Raw genomic sequence first — 21205 nt, forward strand, 5'->3', positions numbered from 1 at the left:
ACTCTCCCGAAAGGACCTCACGTTGCTCGACTCCCGTAACCTCGGCGGTACCTGGACGCTGCGCCGCTGGGACGACGGTCCGACGTCGGTGCCCGCCGCGGCGGCCGTCGTGCCCGCCGACGGAATCGCCGCGCGCGTTCCGGGCGCCGTCCACGCGGATCTTCGGGCAGCGGGCCTGATCCTCGACCCCTTCATCGACCGGAACGAGCTCGAGGTGGCGTGGGTCGGTCGCACGGACTGGAGCCTGTCCCGAGACATCGCCTGGGAGGGAAACCTGCCCGAGCGTGTCGACCTCGTGCTCGACGGCGTCGACACCGTCGCGACGATCCGCGTCGGTGGGACCGAGGTCGGCCGCAGCCGCAACATGCACCGCAGCTACCGCTACGACGTCACCCAGCTCCTCTCCGCCGGCACCCCCACGCGGCTGGAGGTCGACTTCACCTCAGCCTTCACCGAGGGCGAGCACTGGAAGGCCGCCCTCGGTGACCGCCCCAACGCCTACCCCGACCCGTTCCAGTTCATCCGGAAGATGGCGTGCTCCTTCGGCTGGGACTGGGGGCCGAGCATCGTGGGCGCCGGACTGTGGCGCGACGTCCGCCTCGAAGGGTGGAGCACGGCGCGGCTCCGGAGCGTCATGCCGATGGCCGAGATGGTGGCGGACTCGGGCCGCCTGCGTCTGAGGGTCGACCTCGAACGGGCGGGCTCGGGCGCGGGTGTGCCTCTGGACGTCCGCGTCTCGGTGCAGGGAGAGCACGTCGGCACCCTCAGCTCTCCGCCGTCGGGCGTCGAGCTCTCGGGCGACCTCACCGTGCCAGGTGTCAGGCCGTGGTGGCCGCGAGGCTACGGGGACCAGCCGCTGTACGACCTCACGCTCGAGCTCGTGCGCCGCGACACCGGCCAGGTGCTCGACGTGTGGCAGCGGCGGACGGGTTTCCGCACGGCTGCCGTCGACACGAGCCCGGACGAGTACGGCACCCGGTTCGTGCTCCAGGTCAACGACCGCCAAGTGCTGGTCAAGGGCGTCAACTGGATCCCGCAGGACGTCATGCCCGGCACCCTCACCCGTGAGCGCTACGAGCGTCCCCTGCGCCGGGCGGCCGCCGCGGGTGTCAACCTCGTGCGGGTGTGGGGCGGCGGCATCTACGAGAGCCGCGACTTCTACGAGCTGTGCGACGAGCTCGGCCTGCTGGTGTGGCAGGACTTCCTCTTCGCCTGCGCCGGCTACCCCGAGGACGAGCCCTTCGTCTCGGAGATCGCCGCGGAGGCGCGGGACAACGTCGTGCGGCTCGCGCCGCACCCCAGCCTCGTGGTCTGGAACGGCAACAACGAGAACCTGTGGCTGTGGGACCCCGCCGACCCGGACAACCCCAACACCGGCGAGCTCAGCTGGGGCGAGGGGTACTACCTCGAGCTGCTGCCGCGGATCGTCGCTGAGCTGGACCCGTCGCGCCCCTACACGGCAGGCAGCCCATGGTCCGGTTCGTGGGACCACGTCCCGAACGACCCGAACCACCAGACGTTCCACTCGTGGGAGGTGTGGAACCGGCAGGACTACACGCACTACACCGACTCCGTGCCGAGGTTCGTCTCCGAGTTCGGGTGGCAGGCCCCTCCGGCGTGGGCGACCCTGCGACGCTCGGTCAGCGACGACCCGCTGCTGCCTGACTCACCGGGTGTGCTCCACCACCAGAAAGCCGAGGACGGCAACGGCAAGCTCGATCGCGGCATGGCCCCCCACGTGGGTGAGCCGGCGAGTACGGAGGCGTGGCACTACCTCACGCAGCTGATCCAGGTGCGGGCGGTCGAGACCGGTGTCCACCACTGGCTCTCCCACTGGCCGCGCACCGCTGGCGTCATCGTGTGGCAGCTCAACGACCTGTGGCCGGTCACGTCGTGGGCGGCCATCGACGGCGACGAGCGGCTCAAGCCGCTCTACTTCGCCCTGCAGGAGATGTTCGCGCCGCGATCGGTGGTCGTCACCGGGCGAGAGGCGCCGCGTGTCTCGGTGCTCAACGACACCGATGCGCCCTGGGAGGCGCAGCTCGAGCTCACCCGTATGACGCTGGAGGGTCAGGTGCGCGACTGGTCGTCGGAGCGGTTGACCGTCGCTCCGCGGGCGGTGGCGGGGTTCACCGTCCCCGCGGCCCTGGCCGCTCTCGGTGCGGACGAGATGCTCGTCGTCCGGGAGTCCGCCGGTGCGCGGGCTGTGCACCTGCCCCTCGAGCCGAAGGAGACCCCTTTTCCGGAGGCCCGGCTGCAGGTCGATGTCGAGGAGGTCGACGGCGGGCTGGACGTCCACCTCTCCTCCGATGTCCTCGTCCGTGACGTCCTGCTGCAGGCCGACCGGCTCCACCCCGATGCATCCGCCGATCGCGGTTTCCTCACGCTCCTGCCGGGCGAGCGGGCCACGATCAGGGTGCGCTGCCCGGAGCCCGTCCGGGCCTCGGAGGTGCACTCTCCGTGGGTGCTGACGCATCTCGGTGCCGTGCTCGCCGGCGTCGAGCCGCGTACCGCCGACGTCGAGCGGGTGTGAGCACGGTGGACGTCGCTCACGAAGAAGGGAGCCGGCCATGAGACGGATAACCATCGCGGACATCGCCCGCCACGCGGGCGTCTCAACGGGAGCCGTGTCCTATGCCCTCAACGACCGGCCCGGTGTGTCCGCGGCCACGCGTGAGCGCATCCGGGCGGTTGCGACGGACCTCGGGTGGGAGCCGAGCTCCGCTGCACGGTCCCTCTCCGGAGCGCGTACCGAGACCGTCGGGCTCACCTTGGCGCGAGACCCCAGCACGCTTGGCATCGAGTCCTTCTACATGCAGTTCGTGGCGGGTATCGAGTCTGTCCTGTCACCGCGTGGCTACGCGCTCCTGCTGCAGGTCGTGCCCGACCCCGCCGCGGAGCTGACCGCGCTGCGGCGGTGGCGCGCGGCGCGCCGTGTCGACGGCGTCATCGTCACCGACCCCCGACCCGACGATCCCCGCGTCGCCTGGCTGAGCCAGCCCGACACCCTGCCCGCGGTCGTCGTCGGGGACACCTCGCTCGCCGGGGGACTGACGAACGTGTGGACCGATGACGCCGCGGCCATCGCGGAGTCCCTGCGCTACCTGCGCGCACTCGGCCACCACCGCGTGGCGCGGGTCGCGGGCCTGGAGGATCTGGGGCACACGGGCATCCGGGACCGGGCGTTCCTGGCGGAGACCCGTGCGCTCGGCCTCGAGGGCGTCATCGTCAGGGCCGACTACCTGCCCGAGGCGGGGGCATCGGCGACTCGTCGGCTGCTCACCGACGCCGACCGGCCGTCGGCCATCATCTACGACAACGACGTGATGGGCCTGGCCGGCCTCGGGGTCGCAGCCGAGCTGGGCCTGCAGGTCCCGGCTGACGTCTCCCTCATCGCCTGGGACGACTCGCCCCTGTGCCAGGCGACGTACCCCGCGCTCTCGGCCCTGTCGCACGACGTCGTGGGCTATGGCGCGCATGCGGCACGGCTGCTGTTCGGCGTGCTCGACGAGCAGCCTCCACGCCACGAGCTCGACTCCGTCCCGTCACTCATCCCCCGGGGCACCACCGGCCGTCCCAGAGCACGGCGCGCGCCGGCGTGAGTCCCGAAACCCTCCCACCAACCGAAGGAGATTGGTCCATGACCCCCAGACCCGCCAACCGCTCGCGGCGGCGCCTCGGCGCAGCCGCCATGGCCGTCGGCCTGCTCGGCACCGGCGTGATCGCCGCGCCGTTCGCGGCTGCCGACCCGGAAGGAACCTCGATGAACACCGAGTTCGTCGCCCGCGAGGGCAGCGAGCTGCGCCTGGACGGGGAACGCTTCCGAGCCAGCGGAGCGAACATCTACTGGCTCGGCCTCGACGAGAACGTCGGCGGAGTCGACTACCCCACCTACTTCCGCATCACCGACGCCCTGACGACGGCCAAGCAGCTCGGCGTCAACGTCGTGCGCTCCCACATGATGACCTCCACCGGCCAGGACGGGGCGAACCCCCTCGCCCTCATGCCGGCGCTGGGGGAGTACAACGACGCAGCGTTCGACACCATCGACTTCGCGATTGCCGAGGCCGGCCGCCTGGGCATCCGCCTCATCCTGCCGCTGACCGACGAGTGGAGCTACTACCACGGAGGTCACCGGGACTTCACCGAGCCCCTCGGCCTCGAGTCCGCGGAGTTCTACACCGATCCGGATGCGATCGCCGCCTTCCAGGACTACGTGCGCAACGTCGTCGACCACGTGAACCCGTACACCGGACGGCGCCTCGGTGATGACCCGACCGTCCTCGCCTGGCAGCTCGGCAACGAGCTCGAGGGCATGACGGCGGAGTGGATCGACGAGCAGGCGGCCTTCATCAAGGAGCTCGCGCCGGAGCATCTCGTCTCGGCCGGACGGCGCTTCGGGCTCAACGACGCGACCTTGAGCTCACCCGAGATCGACATCGTCGACGTCCACTACTACCCGCCGACGGCCGCGCAGGTGGCGCAGGACGCCGCAGCGGTGACGTCCGCGGGCAAGGTCTACATCGCCGGCGAGTACGCGTCGACCGCGGCATCGGAGGCCCTCCTCGCACCGCTCGCGGCCGACCCGAACGTCTCGGGGATGTTCTTCTGGTCGCTGTTCGGCAACAACGACCGCGGCGGGCTCGTCCCGCACGACGACGGCTTCACCCTGCACTACCCGGGTGAGACGGACCGGATGCGCCAGAACGTCACCGCGATCGAGAACTACAGCCGGGCGCTCGGCCTCCCGGTCGGCGACGTCGAGGTGGCCGCGCCGCTCGTCGTCGGTATCGAGCAGGAGTACGGGATCAACAAGGTCGCATGGCGCGGCTCGGCCGGGGCGACCGGCTACCAGGTGCAGCGCAGCACGGACGGTGACACCTGGACCACCTTCGCCGACGGCGTCTCGGCCGCCGCGTCGCCGGTCACCGACCTCGAGTCGCCGTCGGGAGCGCAGTACCGGGTCCTCGCGGTCACGGCTGACGGCGACACCGTCGCGTCCGACCCGGTGGCCTCGGCACCGCTCGGACGTGTGCTCGTCGACCCGCTCGCGGATGACTCGATGGCAGCGCTCGACGGTGCCCGGGTGGTCCCGCCCACCGGTGCACTCGCACAGGAGACGACGGCGAATGCGACGTGGGAGCTGGAGGGCGTGGTCTCGGCCACCTTTGCACTGTCCGACACCGCCGGGGCCCGGGTCGAGGGACGGTACGGCGGCACGTGGCAGGACGCCGACGTTGCCGTCGACGACGCCCACCTCACCGCGGAGCTCGCGGCCGCGGAAGCCGTGCGCGTGACGTGGCCCTCGGGCACCGTCCTTGAGCGCGCCACGCTCACCGCGGCGGAGGAGGTGCCTGCCGTCGTCGACCCCATGGAGGACCGCTCCAGGTGGCTCGACAGCGCCGGGGACCTCGCGTTCGACACCGAGAACGCCGCCTCATTCGGAGGAGACACCTCTCGGCTGAAGCGCAACTGGGACAACGGCGTGGAGTCGGTGACCTGGGAGCAGCCGGAGCTGACCGGGGTCGACCTCGTCGCCTGGTACTGGCCCGACGCGCCCGAGGACATCCCGCTGACCCTGGAGGTCTCGGCCGGAGGCAGCGACTGGCAGGCTGTCACCCCGCAGATCACCGGTGGGACCGGCAATTGGCGTCGCTACGACTACCGCGTCCGCGAGCTCACGGACGTGGACCAGCTCCGCGTGAGCTGGGCCGGTATCACGAGCGAGGACGCCGCCTGGACCCCGCAGATCGGTGAGGTGCGGCTCTACTCCGCGCTCACCGACCAGCTGGAGGCACCCGGGCCGTTCGCCCTGGCGACCCCGGCCGACGGGCAGAGGGACGTGCAGGGCACCCCGCAGTTCTCGTGGGAGTCCAGCGCCAACGCGGCGTACTACCGATTCACGCTGGCGACGACGGAGGACCTGGCCGAGCCCGTGCGCGTGGATACCGGGATCACCAGTGCGGCCGTGCAGCCCACCATCGAGCTCGAGCCGGCCTCGACCTACTACTGGCAGGTCGAGGCCGTCAACGGCATGGGCGTGACCGCCTCCGCCGTGCATCGCTTCACCACCGCGGCACTACCCGAGCAGGACCTCGTCGTCGAGGACTTCGAGTCCTACACCGACGACGCCGCTCTCACCGCGGCGTACACCCCGAACCCGGGGGGTGGCGTGGTCATCTCGGCTCTCGCCGCGAACCCGGCGACCGGTTCCCAGGCCGGAGCGTTCACCTACGACCTCGGCTCACCCGGGTACGCGGGTGTCACGCGCGACCTTGGCGAGACTCAGAACTGGTGGGGCTACGAGGGGGTCGCCCTCGAGGCGGAGGCACCCGAGGGGACGGAGCTGACGCTCCAGTTCGTCGCCGAAGGGAGCTTCTGGGAGACGGCGGTCGTGCTCGACGACGCGGGCTGGAACGGCGTCGAGGTCCCGTTCGCGGACTTCGCCCCGCCGGCCTGGGCAGGGGAGGGCCGTCTGGACCTCTCGGCTGTCAGCGAGTTCTCCCTCTACCTGGGAGGCACACCGGAGGGCACCCTGCTCGTCGACGACGTCCGGCTCATCGCGCCGCCGGCCGAGCCGGGACCCGAGCCGACGCCGGAGCCTGAGCCGACGCCCGAGCCCGAGCCGACGCCGGAGCCTGAGCCGACGCCCGAGCCCGAGCCGGCGCCGGAGCCTGTGCCGACGCCCGAGCCCGAGCCGGAGACCCCGGCCGGGCCGGTTGACGGGACCGACGGACCGGCGTCCGGGCCTGCCGACGGCGAGACGTCGAACGACGCCTCTGAGGAACTGCCCGCAACCGGGACGGCCGGCATCGCGGCGCTCGTTATCGCGGCCATGCTGCTGGTGACCGCTGGGCCGGTGCTGGCAGCCAGGGCTCGTACCGCGCCGTCGGGTGACCGGGGATGAGGTCGCTGTCGCGGCACAGGGCGATCGGATGACCGACGTCCTGGTCATGGGCGAGACGCTCATGGACGTCATCCGGACGCAGGACGGCTCCGAGTCGCGCCTGCCGGGCGGGAGCGCCGCGAACGTCGCGGTCGCTCTCGCCCGGTTGGGCCGCTCCGTCACGCTCCACACCTGTCTCGGGGACGATACCGACGGAGTCGCGATCACGGAGTGGCTCGCAATGTCCGGCGTGCGAGTGAGCATTACCCCCGTGCCCCGGACGGCGGTCGCTCAGGCAACGCTCGACGAGTCGGGAGGCGCCACCTACGACTTCTCGATCGACTGGGCACCGTCTCAGGTGGTGCCGTCGGCCGGCGTGCTCCAGTTCGGCTCGTTGGGGGCCCTGCTGGAACCGGGCGCCGGCGCCGTCCGGGAGGCGGTCGACCGGTACCGCGGTCGCGCGCTGGTCGCCTTCGACCCGAACGTCCGCCCGCAGCTCACGCCCGACCGGGAGGCGGCACGCCGCAGCATCGAGCACTTCGTGGCCGCGAGCGATGTCGTGAAGCTCAGTACTGAGGACGCGGCCTGGCTCTACCCGGCCATGACGCCCCGCGAGGTCCTCGACAGGTGGGCGGAGACGGGGCCGGGCCTCGTCGTCCTCACCGATGGGGCCGAGGGCGCTCACGCCGCCACGGCGCGTGGCGAGCGGCTGCTGGCCGCGGCACCGCGGGTGCGCGTAGTCGACACGATCGGCGCCGGCGACACGTTCCAGGGCTGCCTGATCGACGGCCTCGTCGGCCTCGGCTGCACCGGCGCCATCGCCCGGGCGCGGCTCGACGAGCTCGACACCGACGCTCTCGAGTCGGCGCTTCGCCGTGCGGCGCGCGCTGCGGCGATCACGGTCTCACGCCCCGGTGCCGACCCACCCACCGCCTCCGAGTTGCGCTGACCGCTGCGCGTTCCCGGTCTCGACGGACCGGCCGTTCACGGTCGTGGTCATCGGGGGCCACGCGCAGGAGGGATGTTCGGCGGCTGACTCGGGCGGCCGCCGAACCTTCGCGTCACCTCGACGCCCCGTGGGCCGCGGCGCGGGTGTGCGAAGTCGCCCGCCATGTCGAGGCGTCATCGCCGTCGCCCCGCCGGCGGCAACACATTTACGAGCGGCACGCCGTTGATGGAAGTGCTTGACGCGGCTAGTCCGACGGCGGCACAGTGGCACCTGTTCCCGGCGTGCGCCGGGGTGGACGATGCGGCGCCGGTGCCGCCTGACGGGGAGGTCAGCCATGAGGGAGTCTCGCAGTACACGGTCCCGCGTCCGGGCGGCAACGGTGGCCCTCGCCGCCACCAGCCTCGTCCTCGCCGCCTGCTCCGGCGGCGGCAGCGACGACGGGGCCGACGACGGTGCCACGGACGGCGACGGCGGAGGCGGCACCCTCGTCGTCGGCGTCACCTCCGACCCGGACACGCTCTTCCCGTGGAAGGCCACCCAGTTCCAGGCCATCGACGTCGTCACGAACCTCTACAGCACCCTCACCGAGCTCGACGCCGACCTCGAGGTGGTCCCCGGCCTCGCCGAGGACTGGGAGGTCTCCGAGGACGGCCTGACGATGACCTTCACCCTCCATGAGGGCGTGACCTTCCACGACGGATCGGAGCTCGACTCCGAGGACGTCGTCCACTCCCTCGAGGCGATCATGGACGAGGCGACCGCCGCCGTCGCCGCCGCCACCCTCGGCTCGGTCGAGTCCGTCGAGGCGCCCGACGCGTCCACCGTGGTCCTCAACCTCTCCGCCCCGGACTCCTCGATCCTCGCCGGCCTCGCCAGCATCAACCTCGCCATCCTCTCCTCGGAGGACACCGAGCAGGACCTCACCACCGAGGCCAACGGCACCGGACCCTTCGAGCTCGACGAGCGCGTCCCCAGCCAGTCCCTCACCGTCACCTCCTTCGCGGACTACTGGGGCGGGGCGCCGGAGCTGGACGCCGTGGAGTTCCGCGTCATCCCCGACGAGACGTCCATCGTCTCGGCGCTCCAGTCCGGCAACGTCCACCTCGCCGTCTTCGACGACCCGCTCGTCGCCCAGAGCGCCGAGAGCCCCGACGTCGAGATCACCGAGACACCGCAGCTCGCCTACCACGCCCTGCAGCTCAACGCCCGGCAGGCCCCGCTCGACGACGTCAACGTCCGCCTCGCCATCCAGTGCGCCATCGACCGGCAGGAGGTCCTCGACACCGCCGCGCAGGGCGCCGGTGAGGTCGTCGGCCCGATCACCTCCCCGGCCTACCTGTCCGACCCGAGCGCCCGGCCCTGCCCGGAGCGGGACTACGACCGGGCCCGCGAGTACCTCGCCGAGGCGGGCCTCGAGGACGGCTTCGAGCTCGACGTCATCGTCTCCCAGGGCGAGTACGCCACCTCGGTCAACGAGGCGCAGAACATCCAGGCCCAGCTCGCCGAGGCCGGCATCACCGTCAACCTCGAGGTCATGGAGATCGGCGCCTACGTGGACCGGTGGATCGCCGCCGACTTCACCGCCGCCGTCGCCCTCAACGGCGGTCGCCCCGACCCCGAGGGCATGTACGGCCGGTACTTCCCCTCGACCGGCAACCTCAACCAGGTGGCCGGGTACAGCTCCGACACCCTCGACGAGCTCTTCGCCCAGGGCCGGCAGACCGCCGACCCGGACGAGCGGCGCGCGATCTACGACGAGGTCTCCCGCGAGCTCGAGGACAACGCCGTGTGGATCTGGCTCTTCAGCTCCTACAGCTTCACCGCCACCCAGGCCGACGTCGAGGGCTTCACCCCGATGGCCAACGGCTCGCTGCAGGGCCTGCGCGAGACCACCCTCGGCTGAGCAGCGACCCGGGAGAGCAGTGCGCGTCGTCGTCCGTCACCCGCTCGTGCGCAGGGTCCTCGAGGCCCTGGGCACGCTGCTGGGCGTCGCCGTCCTCGTCTTCATCATGATGCGGGCACTGCCCGGGGACCAGATCACCGCGACCCTGGGCACCGAGGCCGCGGCGCTCACCCCGGCGCAGCGCGCGGACCTCGAGGCGTACTACGGGCTCGACCAGCCGATGGTGGTCCAGTTCTTCAGCTGGCTCGGCAACGTGCTCACCGGGAACCTCGGCGTCTCCACCCGCACCGGGCAGAGCGTGCTCGAGATGACCGCGGCGTCCCTGCCGGTCACCCTCGAGCTCGCGGTGCTCTCCACGATCCTCGGGATCGCGATCGGCGTGCCGCTGGCCATCTGGTCCGCGTCCAAGCCGAACTCCGTGCGGGACGCGAGCGGCCAGCTGGTCGGCCTCGCCGGGTTGTCGATCCCGGCGTTCCTGCTCGCCTCGGTGCTGCTCGCGACGGCGGCGCGCTTCCTCGGGTACAACCCGAACGCCGAGCGCTTCGCCACCCTGGCGAGCGACCCGTGGCTCAATCTCCAGCAGATGCTCATGCCGGCGCTCGTGCTCGGCTTCGGGCTGGCGGCGCCGATCATGCGCACCGCCCGCTCAGCGATCCTCGAGGTCCAGACCCAGGACTTCGTCCGCACCGCGCGTGGCAAGGGCGTGCGCCCGCGCGTGGTCCAGCTCCGCCACGTGCTGCGCAACGCCACGGTCCCGATCCTCACGATGACCGGGATCCAGTTCGGCTACCTGCTCGGCGGGGCCGTCGTCGTCGAGGAGGTGTTCTCGGTGCCGGGGATCGGGCGCCAGGTGCTCACCGGGATGCACCAGCAGGAGTTCGCCGTCGTCCAGAGCACCGTGCTGGTCATCGCGCTGTCCTTCGTGCTCGTCAACCTGCTCACCGACGTGCTCTACCGCGTGGTCGACCCCCGGGTGAGGCAGACATGACCGCCGAGATCACCGCCGACGTCCCCGTCCGCACCCGCCGCCTCGGCGGCGCGGTCCGCCGCGTGCTGGCCAGCCGCAACGGGCTGGTCGGGGCGTTCCTCACCGTGCTCGTCGTCGGGATCGCGCTCGCCGCGACCCTCGGCCTGCTCGGCGACCCGGTGGCGCAGGACCCGGCCGTGCGGATGCAGGGGCCGTCCGCGGCGCACTGGTTCGGCACCGACCAGTTCGGGCGGGACGTCTTCGCCCGCTCCGCCGCCGGTGCCGCCAACTCGCTGCGCATCGCCGTCGTCGCCGTCGCGATCGCCACCCTCGTGGGCACGACGGCGGGGCTCGTGGCCGGGTACTTCGGCGGCTGGTCCGGCCGCGGGATCCTCGGGATGACCAACGTCCTGTTCGCCTTCCCGCCGCTGCTCCTCGCGCTCGCGCTGGCGGCCGCCGTCTCGCGCAGCTGGCTTACCATCGCGGTGGCGATCGCCATCGTCTACACCCCGATCTTCGTCCGCGTCACCCGCGGGCCGGTGCTCTCGCTGCGGGAGGCGGAGTTCGTCAAGGCCGGCACCGTGCTCGGCTTCCCCACGTGGCGGATCCTGCTGCGGCACGTGCTGCCGAGCGTCACCGCGATCGTCATCGTCCAGGTGACGCTGTCCCTGTCCTGGGCGGTGCTCACCGAGGCCTCGCTCAGCTTCCTCGGCCTCGGCACCCCGCCACCCACGCCGTCGCTCGGCTCGATGGTGCTCGAGGCGCGGTCCCTCGTGACGACGGCCTGGTGGACGATGGCCGCGCCGGGCGCTGTCATCGTGCTCCTCGTCGTCGGGCTCAACCTCCTCGGCGACGGTCTGCGCGACGCCCTCGACCCGAAGAATGAAGGAAACCGATGAGAGTCCTCGGCATGATCTCCGGCACCTCGCACGACGGCATCGACGTGGCGGTGGTCGACTACGCCGTGGACGACGACGACGCGACGGCGCTGGCCGGCACCGTGCACCACACGGGGAGCTCGCCCTACGACCCGGCGCTGCGCGCCCGGCTGCTCGCGGCGCTGCCGCCGGCACGGACGACGCTCGCGGAGGTGTGCGAGCTCGACACGCTCATCGGGCAGGCGTTCGCCTCCGCTGCTGTCGCGGCGATCGAGGCGGCCGGCCCCGTCGACCTCATCTGCTCCCACGGGCAGACCGTCTACCACTGGGTGGAGGACGGGCGGGCGCTCGGGACGCTGCAGCTCGGGCAGCCGGCGTGGATCGCCGAGGCCACCGGCGTGCCGGTGGTCGCGGACGTGCGCGCCCGCGATGTCGCCGCCGGCGGGCACGGCGCCCCGCTCGTGTCCTTCCTCGACGCGCTCGTGGTGGGCGACGGCGCGGGCACCGCGGCGCTGCTCAACCTGGGCGGGATCGCCAACATCACCGTCGTCGGCCCGGACGGGGTGCTCGCCTACGACACCGGACCCGCCAACGCATTGCTCGACGTCGTCGTCCACGAGCGTGACGCCCACCCCGCCGGCTACGACGACGGCGGCGCGATCGCCGCGACCGGCACCGTGGACCCGGACCTGCTCGCGCTCATGCTGCGCGAGGAGTACTACGCCGCGCCCGCGCCGAAGAGCACCGGCAAGGAGCTCTTCCACGCCGCCTACCTGCGTTCGGCACTGGCGGAGCACGGGCGGGAGCTGAGCACGCCGGACCTGCTCGCCACCCTCACCGCGCTGACCGCGCGGACCGTGGCGGACCAACTGCGCGTCCACGGCGTCACCCGCCTGTACGCCTCGGGCGGCGGTGCGGCGAACCCGACGATGCTGCGGATGCTCGCCGAGGAGGTGCCGGGCACCGAGGTGCTCACCACGGACGCGCTCGGCGTGCCCGCGGACGCGAAGGAGGCCATCGCCTTCGCCCTGTTCGGCTGGTGCACCGTCCACGGCCTGCCCGCGACGGTCGCCTCCGCGACCGGGGCCCGCGGCCCGCGGATCCTCGGCGCCCTCACCCCCGGCGCCGCCCCGCTGCGGCTCCCTCAGCCGGCGACGACGGCGCCGCGCACCCTCAGGCTCCGCCCGGCGGCACCCGTCGCCACCACCCCCATCGCCGAGAGCTGGATTGCGAACACTGACGGCGGGCGTGATCCAGCTGTCGGCGCGGGTGGGAGAGGTGCCGGGGCGGGAGGTGACCGTGACCGCTGACGTGCTCCTCGACGTCCGCGACCTGCGGGTGAGCGCCCGCGGCAAGGACGACGTCGAGATCGTCCACGGTGTCGACCTCCAGCTGCGGCGGGGGGAGATCGTCGGCGTCGTGGGGGAGAGCGGCTCGGGCAAGTCGCTCACCATGCTGGCGCTCATGCGGCTGCTCTCCCGGCCGCTGGAGATCAGTGGCGGCAGCGTGACCTTCCAGGGCCGCGACCTCGCCGGCCTGCGCGAGGAGGAGATCCGCGACCTGCGCGGGCGCGAGATCGCCATGGTCTACCAGGACCCGATGACCTCCCTCAACCCGCTCATGCGGGTGGGGGACCAGGTGGTCGAGGCGCTCCGCGCGCACGGCGTCCCCAAGGCCGAGGCGCGCGAGCGGTGCCTCGAGCTCTTCGCCCGCGTCGGCATCCCCGACCCGGAGCGCACGGTGCGCGCCTACCCGCACGAGTTCTCCGGCGGGATGCGCCAGCGGGTCATCATCGCCATGGCGCTCGCGCTGCGGCCCACCCTGCTCATCGCCGACGAGCCGACGACGGCGCTGGACGTCACCATCCAGCAGCAGATCCTCGCGCTCGTCGCCGAGCTCCAGGCGGAGCTCGGGATGATGACGATCTGGGTGACCCACGACCTCGGGGTTGTCGCGCGGCTCGTCCAGCGCGTCGTCGTCATGTACGCGGGTCGGGTGGTGGAGGACGCGCCGGTGGAGCGGCTGTTCGCCGCCCCGCAGCACCCCTACACCGAGCGGCTCCTCGCCTCCCTGCCCAACCCGGTCGACGACGAGCGGCCCGCGCTCGCGCAGATCCCCGGCCGGCCGGCGCTGCCCACCGATGAGATCGAGGGCTGCCCGTTCCGGCCCCGCTGCCCGCAGGCGCGCGATGTCTGCCTCGAGGAGCCGCCGCTCATCCGGCGCGGCGAGAGCCTCACCCGGTGCTGGGTGCCCCCGGAGGAGTGGACCTGATGCTCGAAGCGGTCGACCTCGTCAAGCACTACCCGGTCCGCGGCTCCCGCGACCCGGACGCCGTTGTGCACGCGCTCGACGGCGTCTCCCTCACTCTGCGACCGGGGCGCACGCTGGGGATCGTCGGCGAGTCCGGGTGCGGGAAGTCGACGCTCGCCAAGGTGCTCGTCCGCCTCGAGGACCCGACGTCCGGGCAGGTGCGGCTCGACGGCACCGACCTCACCGCGCTGCGCGGCAAGGCGCTCCGGGAGCAGCGGCGGCGGGTCCAGATGGTCTTCCAGGACCCGAACGCCTCGCTCAACCCGCGGCGCACGGTGGGGCAGACGCTCACCGAGGTGCTCGAGGTGCACCGCATCGGCACGCCGCGCAACCGGCGGCAGCGGGTGCGGGAGCTGCTCGACATGGTGGGGCTGAGCGACGTCTTCGCCGAGCGGTACCCGCACCAGATGTCCGGCGGGCAGCGGCAGCGGGTGGGGATCGCGCGGGCGCTCGCGGTGGAGCCGCAGATCGTACTGCTCGACGAGCCGGTCTCCGCGCTCGACGTGTCCGTGCGGGCGGAGGTGATGAACCTCCTCGTGCGGCTGCGCGACGAGCTCGACCTGTCCTACGTGTTCATCAGCCACGACGTCGCGATGGTGCGGCAGATCAGCGACGACGTCGGCGTCATGTACCTCGGCAAGGTGGTGGAGATCGGGCCGTGGAAGCCGGTGCTCGACGAGCCGCTGCACCCCTACACGCACGGCCTGCGCGGGGCGGTGCCGGTGCCCGACCCGAGCGTCGCGCAGCCGATCTCGGCGACGGTGGTGGGGGAGGTACCCAACCCCGCCGACCCGCCGAGCGGCTGCACCTTCCACCCGCGGTGCCCGCTGCGTGAGGACGTCTGCGTGGCGCAGGTCCCGCCGCTGACCGACGCCGGGACGCCGCACCCGGTGGCGTGCCACGTCGCGCAGCGCGAGGGCGAGCGGATGCCGCTGCTGCTCAGCCGTGCACCGGGCGCGGTGAGATGACGGCGCCGCCGGCCGGCGGGCGTCTTGACCAAGGGGGAAGCGATGGAGTTGACAAGAAGAACGACGGCACGGGCGGCGGCGCTGCTCGCCGTGCCGGCACTGGCGCTGACGGCAGGAATGCCCGCCGTGGCTGAGACCGAGGCGCCGCCCGAGGGGCAGGTGGTGCTCGCCCTCTCCGCCGAGCCGAGGGACCAGGACGAGCAGTCCGCGACGTTCACCTCGCCGCACGGCCACGCCACGCTGCGGGTGACGGCCGACGGGCGGGCGGCGGGGCAGGTGCGCTTCAACGGCGAGGTGGTGCCGGGGGTGGCGGCCGCGCTGGGTCGCGGGAGGGACGCCGTCGTCGACGTCTCAGAGCTCGTCGACGCAGGGGAGAACACGGTGGAGGTGCGGCTCGTGCGCGGGGACGCGTACGTCAGCGTCGACTTCCCCGAGCTCGTCGACGTCGACCCGGCCGACGTGGGGGTGGACCCGGCGGTGCTCGCGCGGATCGACGCGGCGGTGGAGAGCCGGCTCGGGGTGGAGGCGGATGACCGGTACACCGGCGCCGTCGCGCTCGTGGCGCACCGCGGGCAAGTGGTCTACGAGAAGGCCTTCGGGGACGCGCAGACGCACGACGGCGCTGACCTGCTGGCCGAGCCGCGGCCCGCGACAGTGGACACGATCTTCGACATGGCCTCGATCACCAAGGTCGAGGCGACGACGGCGGCGGTCATGCGGCTCGTCGACGAGGGCCGGCTCGACCTCGACTCGCGGCTCGACGAGCACCTGCCCGAGTTCGACGACGAGAAGGGCGCGATCACCGTCCGGCAGCTCATCACCCACCGGTCGGGGCTGTGGGAGTGGCAACCGACGTACCTGCACGGGCGCAACCAGGAGGAGGTGCTGGAGTTCCTCACCGAGCTGGACCTGCGCTACGAGACCGGCACGCAGCGGCGGTACTCGGACATCGGGTTCATGCTGCTCGGCGTGATCGTCGAGCGGGTGAGCGGGCAGCCGCTGGACGAGTACGTGCGCGAGCACGTCCACGAGCCGCTCGGGATGACCGACACGACGTACCTGCCCGACCCGGCGCTGCGCGACCGCATCGCCGCGACCTCGCTGGGCAACTCCTACGAGCACACCATGATCGAGACAGGGAACCCGTACCCGATCGTCGGCGACCTCTCGCCGGAGGAGTTCACGGACTGGCGTGACTACACGCTGGTGGGGGAGGTCAACGACGGGAACGCCTGGTACGGCTGGGAGGGCGTGGCCGGGCACGCGGGCCTCTTCTCGACGGCGCGGGACCTCGCGATCTACGGCCAGACGCTAGTCAACGGCGGCGGCTACGCCGACGCGCAGCTCGCCTCGGCGGACACCGTGGCGCAGTTCCTCGAGCCGCAGGACGACGCCGGGCAGGTGCTCGGGTTCTGGTCGAACCGGCTCTCCTTCGCCGACGTGCCCGGCGGGTTCGGGCACAACGGGTTCACCGGGACGGAGTTCCTCTTCGACCCGGAGCGGGAGCTCGTGGTCGTACTGCTGACGAACCGGCTGCACCCTGACCGAGGGCCCGCAAGCATCACGGCGGTGTGGCAGGAGGTGGTCCGGGCGGCACTGGAGGTGGCGGGCTGAGGTGATCCGCTCGATGGTGTCGAGGCGTGGCTCTCACGGCGCGGCGGCGGCGCGCGCGTCGAGCCGCGGACGGGCGACGTTCTGCGCAAGCACCTGCGCCGGTATGCGGAGGGCGCGCCCTGAACCGGCGGTGAGCTCGCCGCGCTGGCTCCTCAGTTCTCGGCGAGGAACGCGGCCACGCGGTCCTTCGGACGCCCGATGATGGCGCGGTCGCCGCGCACGAGGACCGGACGCTGCATGAGCCGCGGGTGCTCGACGAGCAGGTCGGCGACCTGTTCCGCCGTCGTGTAGTCCTCCGCGGACAGGCCCTGCTCGGTGAAGAAGGCGTCCTTGCGCACGAGGTCGGCGGGCGGGTCCTCGAGCTTGGTGATGAGGTCGAGCAGTTGCCCCCGGTCCAGCGGCGTCCTGAGGTACTGGACGATCTCGACGTCGGAGCCCGCGGCGGTGACGGCGTCGACGGCGTGGCGTGAGGTGGAGCAGCGGGTGTTGTGAAGAACGGTGAGCTCGGCCATGGGACCCAGCCTACGGAGCGGGGGAGCGGCGACGTGGCCGCTCCGGCGCCGTCTCGGAATGTCGGTGTCCCGAGAGCCTTGTGCGGGTACCCGTGCGGCCATATCGTCTGTCGGTATTATCGGCATTCGATAAAAGGGGCCGGCCATGAGTCGACTGCTCGAGCTGGTGCTCAAGGTGTGGTCAGGTGTCCTGGTGGCGAGTGCCCTGCTGTGGGTCCTGCCGAGCGGCGTAAAGCACTGGATCGCCGAGCTGTCCGGCGGGTTCCTGCGCTCGCAGTTCGGGCCGACCGACGGCCTGTACAGCGGCCTACGGATGGGGGCCTACTTCACCGACGGCACCGTCGACCGTCTCCTCGACGCCATGCCGCAGGACATGATGCTCGCGGCGCACGAAGCCAACGGCCTCGGCATCCGCAACCAGGGTGACGTGAACATCGGGTGGTCGCTGCAGTTCTTCTCCTCCGGGTGGCAGTACGTCGCGCACGCCGCGCTCCACGTCGTCCCGCTCGTTGTCATGGCCGTCCTGTGGTGGTGGCTCGCGACCGCCGTCGCCCAGAGCCGCCACCGGGAGGTGTTCACCCTCGCCAGCGCCCGCAGGCTCACGATCTCCGGCGGGGTCATCGCGCTCGGCGCGCCGGTGCTCGCCATCGCCACGTGGCTCCTGCACCGGTGGGTCCTCGAGACCTCGCAGTTCGCCGCGCGCGCGGAGATCCCCGCCTTCGGCATCGCCGCCGTCCCGTGGGGCGCCGTCGCCGCCGGGCTGGCACTGGTGGTGCTCGGCACGGTGTGGCACAAGGGCGCGGTCAAGGAGCGTGAGCTGGCGGGCCTCGTGTGAGCCCGGCCGACCGCGACGGCGGACCGCTCCCCGGTCCTTGAGGGTGGCGGGTGCGGACGGTCTCCTCAGGCCATCTCGGCCGGCGCGAGCCTCACACGGATCGGGCCGACGGCGGTGCGCGCGTCGACCGGCACGCCCTTCTGCGTGATGAGAACCAAACCCTCGTCCGCCAGCATGCCGGCCACCGCCCGGGCGACAGGCGTCAGCTCCCGACGATGTTCGGGGTCCACCGCGCCGGCCGCGTCGGACGGACACAGGGTCTTGCCGCTCCCGCGCTCCTCGGCGATCCGGAGCAACTGGCCACGCAGCCGGTCCTGCAGCTCGCGGCTGGCGCCGAACGTTGCGACGGCATCGTCAAGATGTGAGAGGAAGCGGGCAAATCCGCGAGCGGACCGGCCCTGCCGCCGGGAGGAGGTAATGACCCTTGTGCGGTCGGTGCTGGTCCACGGCAGGCCTGCGCCCTCCCGGACGGCGTGCACGAGGTGGACGTCCTCGCCCTCGTCGAGGTCGGGAAAGCCGCCGGCGTCGTCATAGGCCGACAGGCGCAGGCCGAGGTTGGCGGCGCGAATACCCAGGTGCCCCTCAGTCAGGTGGTGCGGGACGCGCAACAATGCGGCGGACGGGGAACCGTCCTCGCGTGGCTCGACCGTGCCGAGCAGGAGGTCCACGCCGCGGTCAGCGAGGATGCGCTGCTCGGCAAGCCAGGTGGGCGGCACCTGGGAGTCGGCATCGGTGCTCGCGCACCAGAGGGTCGTCGGCGGCAGGCCGGCCAGCGCCTCGTGCGAGCGACCGGCGTCGACGCCGTCGGCACGTGCACCACCCAAAGAGTCGGCCTCACTGTCCACGGTGGCCCAGTGGACGTTCGGGTGCTCGCGAGCGACGCCCGCCACCTTCTCAGCGGTCCGGTCCGTGCACCGGTCGAGGACGACCGACACGACGACGGGCAGGTCGACGCGGTCGGCCGCCGTCGCCACACTGTGCAGGCAGCCGATGATCTCGGCTTCCTCGTCCCGCGCAGGCACGACGACGAGCACTCCGGAGAGCGCGGGGCGATCGTCGGTCTCGTCACGGGGTCGCACGACGGCATCGTCACACGCACCCGTGGGTCGAGCACGAGGTGTCCCTCGGCCAGCGATCTGCGACGCCGCACACACGTGTCCGCAAGACCCGGTGCCGCCTGGCGGCCCTTTCGGAGCTCGCCCCTTGGGTGCCGCGAACTGCCAGGTTGTGCCGCTATCCGCTTCTTGTGAAGGGCCGGGGCGGGCATGGAGGATCGGTCCCGTGACCTCTCCACCCCTGGCCGACGCCGTCCTGCCGCTCATCCGTACTCGTGCCGACCTCCATCGGTGGAGCGCTGCGAACGCGCACGGTCGGCAGATGCACGACGCCCTCGACATCCTCGAAGAAGCCGTCGGGTCCGAGGATCCGGTGGGCGTGTACGCCGTCACGCACAAGGCGCTCGCGTCCGCGATCAAGGTGATCGCGCGCGCCGACGACTCCAGCGGCATCATCGGTGACGCCTGCCGCCGCCTGCTCGACCTCCACCCGAAGGCAGCGGCTGCCGCGCAGGTCCCGCCCCGCAAGCTCGTCGACTGGATGATCGCGTTCCAGTTCGACGGCGACGTCGACTACTTCGAGCTCGACCCCGTCGCCTACGCCCCGGCGTTGGGGGAGGAGGGCTTGGCCATGTACCGGGCGAGGCTCGCGGAGATCGCGGACGCCCTCGGGCCGCTGCCGGCCGGAACAGAGCGGTGGGACGTGCCGAACCGGCACGAGCGGTGGGTCCTCGAGTGGAACGGACGCCGGCTCGCGGTGCTCGACCGCGACGTCGAGGCGATCATCCGTACGCACGCGAGGGACCAGAAGGTCGCCGCGTGGCTGCAGGACGCGGCAGAGGCGCTCGCGGAGATCGGCGCGTTCGATCTCGCAATCGACTGGGCCCGGCAGGCGACGCGATTCAACCTCGGCCACCAGTCGCTCCGGGCCTCCGACTACTGGTGCGCGCTGCTTGCTGAGCACCGCCCGGGCGAGCTTCTCGCGGCGCGCGTCGAGGTGTTCCGGCGCTGGCCGACGTCGAGCACGGCGGCCGGCCTGTACCGGGATGCCGTGGAGGCGTGGCCGGAGTACCGCGAGGAGGTCATGAGTCGGCTTTCCGGCAGCCCGCGCGACGCCGTGGTCTTCGCGCTCGACCCCCTCAAGGAGGTCGAGCTCGCCTGGGAGCTCGCCCACTCGCTGACGCTCGAGGCCGATGACGTCTGGGAGCGGCTCGCCGAGGAGTACGCGAAGACCCACCCACTGGCCGTCTTGCCGGTTCTCAGGCGGCTAGTCGAGCGTGAGCTCACGCAAGCCGACGCTCAGCGCTACCGCGCCGCCGCGCGGCGGCTCGCAAGGATGCGGCGGCTCGCCGCCGGTAGCGACGAGGTGGCCGACGTCGAACGGTTCGTCGCCGAGCTGCGCGAGACTCACCGTCGCCGGCCGCGCCTCCAGCAGGAGTTCGACCGGGCCGGTCTGCCGTGATGCCGACCCGCCCGAGGACGCGCTCGCTGAACCTTCAACAGGTGGGGCGCCCGCGCGAAAGGTCTTGAGGCGCACGCGGCGTCGATGTTGCTCAGGAACCGGTGGCCAAGGCTCCGGGTCGATGCGGAGCAGTAGTCGCGAGCAAATCGAGGCCAATGACGGCACTTGCGGCGAAGCGGATAGTTAACGACGGGCTCTCAGCTGGGCCCGTACTTCAGACCAGTCCGGACTGACGTGGGATCGACGTGCGGTTCTTTGAGTCCCGCGACGAGCGCTGCTCGCTCGGCTTTGCTCGGAGGGTAGTTGGCCCCGCTGAAGCACGCGCGCAGGGCCTCCTGGATGACCTCCGACCGGCTCCTGTGCCAAACCGCCCGCGCGCGTTGGACGAGTTCGTAGAGCTCTTCCGAAAGAGTGATCGCCACCTTACGGACTGCCATGCCGCCACCTTGGTATGGCGAGCGTACTCGGCTGGAACGCGGGGCATGTGTCGGCGCGGAGACGGACGAGGTGGTCGAGGATGTCCTCGGTGGACAGCGCGGTCGAGGGGCCGATGCCAACGGTTACCGAGATGCGCTCGCTGCCCATCCATCGTCATCACCGGCTCGAACGTCTACACATCACGGAGAACCGGCACAACCTGCAGCCGCCTGTGTGAGCATCGTGCGGTCGGCCGACTCGTCGACCTCGAACCAGCCGAGCTGCTCGAGCAGCAGGTAGCCGCGAGCCGTGTTCGAGGCGTCGTTGGGCACGGCGACCGTCGCCGTCGGGCGTTCTCGAGTCTGTCGTGGTGGTCGGAGTAAATGCCGCGGAGGCTGACCGGGACGAGGTCGCCGTGGTTCTCGGCGTCGAAGGCCTCGGGAACATAG

General features: G+C 71.9%; 17 protein-coding genes. 13 read left to right on the plus strand and 4 right to left on the minus strand.

The features are described 5' to 3' along the window. Window positions 1-22 precede the first annotated feature (22 nt). The 11 genes from AA0005_RS08185 (at window position 23) to AA0005_RS08235 (ending at window position 16475) form a co-directional block, all read left to right on the plus strand. On the plus strand, window positions 23-2533 hold the full coding sequence (locus AA0005_RS08185) for a glycoside hydrolase family 2 protein (protein WP_413452919.1): 2511 nt from the start codon (window positions 23-25) through the stop codon (window positions 2531-2533). 37 nt (window positions 2534-2570) lie between these two features. Continuing rightward, window positions 2571-3602 (plus strand): LacI family DNA-binding transcriptional regulator, encoded by a 1032-nt coding sequence (locus AA0005_RS08190; protein WP_413452920.1) that lies wholly within the window; start codon window positions 2571-2573, stop codon window positions 3600-3602. A gap of 38 nt (window positions 3603-3640) precedes the next feature. Then, window positions 3641-6907: a carbohydrate binding domain-containing protein gene (locus tag AA0005_RS08195; RefSeq protein WP_413452921.1), complete on the plus strand. Its 3267-nt coding sequence runs from the start codon at window positions 3641-3643 to the stop codon at window positions 6905-6907. Window positions 6908-6935: 28 nt separating this feature from the next. Continuing rightward, window positions 6936-7835 carry a carbohydrate kinase family protein gene (locus tag AA0005_RS08200; RefSeq protein ID WP_413452922.1) on the plus strand — a complete coding sequence of 300 codons (900 nt, stop codon included), beginning with the start codon at window positions 6936-6938 and terminating at the stop codon, window positions 7833-7835. A gap of 334 nt (window positions 7836-8169) precedes the next feature. Beyond that, entirely contained in the window at window positions 8170-9738 is a 1569-nt protein-coding gene (locus tag AA0005_RS08205; RefSeq protein WP_413452923.1) for an ABC transporter substrate-binding protein, read from the plus strand. Window positions 9739-9757: 19 nt separating this feature from the next. Next, the gene (locus AA0005_RS08210; RefSeq protein ID WP_413452924.1) at window positions 9758-10726 is read left to right on the plus strand and encodes an ABC transporter permease; all 969 of its coding nucleotides are present in this window, start codon (window positions 9758-9760) and stop codon (window positions 10724-10726) included. Beyond that, window positions 10723-11604, plus strand: a complete 882-nt coding sequence (locus AA0005_RS08215; RefSeq protein WP_413452925.1) for an ABC transporter permease — start codon at window positions 10723-10725, stop codon at window positions 11602-11604. Before AA0005_RS08210 ends, AA0005_RS08215 begins: the two co-directional genes overlap by 4 nt. Continuing rightward, on the plus strand, window positions 11601-12893 hold the full coding sequence (locus tag AA0005_RS08220; RefSeq protein WP_413452926.1) for an anhydro-N-acetylmuramic acid kinase: 1293 nt from the start codon (window positions 11601-11603) through the stop codon (window positions 12891-12893). The genes AA0005_RS08215 and AA0005_RS08220 overlap by 4 nt, the downstream gene beginning before the upstream one ends. Further along, on the plus strand, window positions 12883-13854 hold the full coding sequence (locus tag AA0005_RS08225) for an ABC transporter ATP-binding protein (protein ID WP_413452927.1): 972 nt from the start codon (window positions 12883-12885) through the stop codon (window positions 13852-13854). The genes AA0005_RS08220 and AA0005_RS08225 overlap by 11 nt, the downstream gene beginning before the upstream one ends. Beyond that, window positions 13854-14861, plus strand: coding sequence for an ABC transporter ATP-binding protein (locus AA0005_RS08230; protein WP_413452928.1), 1008 nt, complete (start codon window positions 13854-13856; stop codon window positions 14859-14861). The genes AA0005_RS08225 and AA0005_RS08230 overlap by 1 nt, the downstream gene beginning before the upstream one ends. 24 nt (window positions 14862-14885) lie before the next feature. Then, window positions 14886-16475, plus strand: a complete 1590-nt coding sequence (locus tag AA0005_RS08235; RefSeq protein WP_413452929.1) for a serine hydrolase domain-containing protein — start codon at window positions 14886-14888, stop codon at window positions 16473-16475. Between the two features lie 152 nt (window positions 16476-16627). On the opposite strand, the gene AA0005_RS08240 is transcribed toward AA0005_RS08235, so the two are convergent. Then, entirely contained in the window at window positions 16628-16987 is a 360-nt protein-coding gene (locus AA0005_RS08240; RefSeq protein ID WP_413452930.1) for an ArsC/Spx/MgsR family protein, read from the minus strand. Window positions 16988-17132: 145 nt separating this feature from the next. Here AA0005_RS08240 and AA0005_RS08245 point away from each other — a divergent pair, with 145 nt between their 5' ends. After that, the gene (locus AA0005_RS08245; protein WP_413452931.1) at window positions 17133-17822 is read left to right on the plus strand and encodes a hypothetical protein; all 690 of its coding nucleotides are present in this window, start codon (window positions 17133-17135) and stop codon (window positions 17820-17822) included. Between the two features lie 65 nt (window positions 17823-17887). Here AA0005_RS08245 and AA0005_RS08250 read toward each other — a convergent pair whose 3' ends face one another. Then, window positions 17888-18901, minus strand: a complete 1014-nt coding sequence (locus tag AA0005_RS08250) for a DUF3253 domain-containing protein (RefSeq protein ID WP_413452932.1) — start codon at window positions 18899-18901, stop codon at window positions 17888-17890. A gap of 124 nt (window positions 18902-19025) precedes the next feature. Here AA0005_RS08250 and AA0005_RS08255 point away from each other — a divergent pair, with 124 nt between their 5' ends. Next, on the plus strand, window positions 19026-20339 hold the full coding sequence (locus AA0005_RS08255) for a DUF6880 family protein (RefSeq protein WP_413452933.1): 1314 nt from the start codon (window positions 19026-19028) through the stop codon (window positions 20337-20339). Between the two features lie 197 nt (window positions 20340-20536). Here AA0005_RS08255 and AA0005_RS08260 read toward each other — a convergent pair whose 3' ends face one another. Beyond that, on the minus strand, window positions 20537-20776 hold the full coding sequence (locus AA0005_RS08260; protein WP_413452934.1) for a ribbon-helix-helix protein, CopG family: 240 nt from the start codon (window positions 20774-20776) through the stop codon (window positions 20537-20539). 180 nt (window positions 20777-20956) lie between these two features. Next, window positions 20957-21088 (minus strand): hypothetical protein, encoded by a 132-nt coding sequence (locus tag AA0005_RS08265; protein ID WP_413452935.1) that lies wholly within the window; start codon window positions 21086-21088, stop codon window positions 20957-20959. Window positions 21089-21205 lie beyond the last annotated feature (117 nt).

Source organism: Georgenia phoenicis, assembly GCF_047302425.1.
Taxonomy (GTDB): Bacteria; Actinomycetota; Actinomycetes; order Actinomycetales; family Actinomycetaceae; genus Oceanitalea.

Excerpts from the sequence above, each read along its gene's own strand:
- AA0005_RS08190 (WP_413452920.1), top strand. The coding sequence starts at position 2,571 with ATGAGACGGATAACCATCGCGGACATCGCCCGCCACGCGGGCGTCTCA.
- AA0005_RS08260 (WP_413452934.1), bottom strand. The coding sequence starts at position 20,776 with ATGGCAGTCCGTAAGGTGGCGATCACTCTTTCGGAAGAGCTCTACGAA.
- AA0005_RS08215 (WP_413452925.1), top strand. The coding sequence starts at position 10,723 with ATGACCGCCGAGATCACCGCCGACGTCCCCGTCCGCACCCGCCGCCTC.
- AA0005_RS08230 (WP_413452928.1), top strand. The coding sequence starts at position 13,854 with ATGCTCGAAGCGGTCGACCTCGTCAAGCACTACCCGGTCCGCGGCTCC.
- AA0005_RS08245 (WP_413452931.1), top strand. The coding sequence starts at position 17,133 with ATGAGTCGACTGCTCGAGCTGGTGCTCAAGGTGTGGTCAGGTGTCCTG.
- AA0005_RS08240 (WP_413452930.1), bottom strand. The coding sequence starts at position 16,987 with ATGGCCGAGCTCACCGTTCTTCACAACACCCGCTGCTCCACCTCACGC.
- AA0005_RS08205 (WP_413452923.1), top strand. The coding sequence starts at position 8,170 with ATGAGGGAGTCTCGCAGTACACGGTCCCGCGTCCGGGCGGCAACGGTG.
- AA0005_RS08200 (WP_413452922.1), top strand. The coding sequence starts at position 6,936 with ATGACCGACGTCCTGGTCATGGGCGAGACGCTCATGGACGTCATCCGG.
- AA0005_RS08195 (WP_413452921.1), top strand. The coding sequence starts at position 3,641 with ATGACCCCCAGACCCGCCAACCGCTCGCGGCGGCGCCTCGGCGCAGCC.
- AA0005_RS08220 (WP_413452926.1), top strand. The coding sequence starts at position 11,601 with ATGAGAGTCCTCGGCATGATCTCCGGCACCTCGCACGACGGCATCGAC.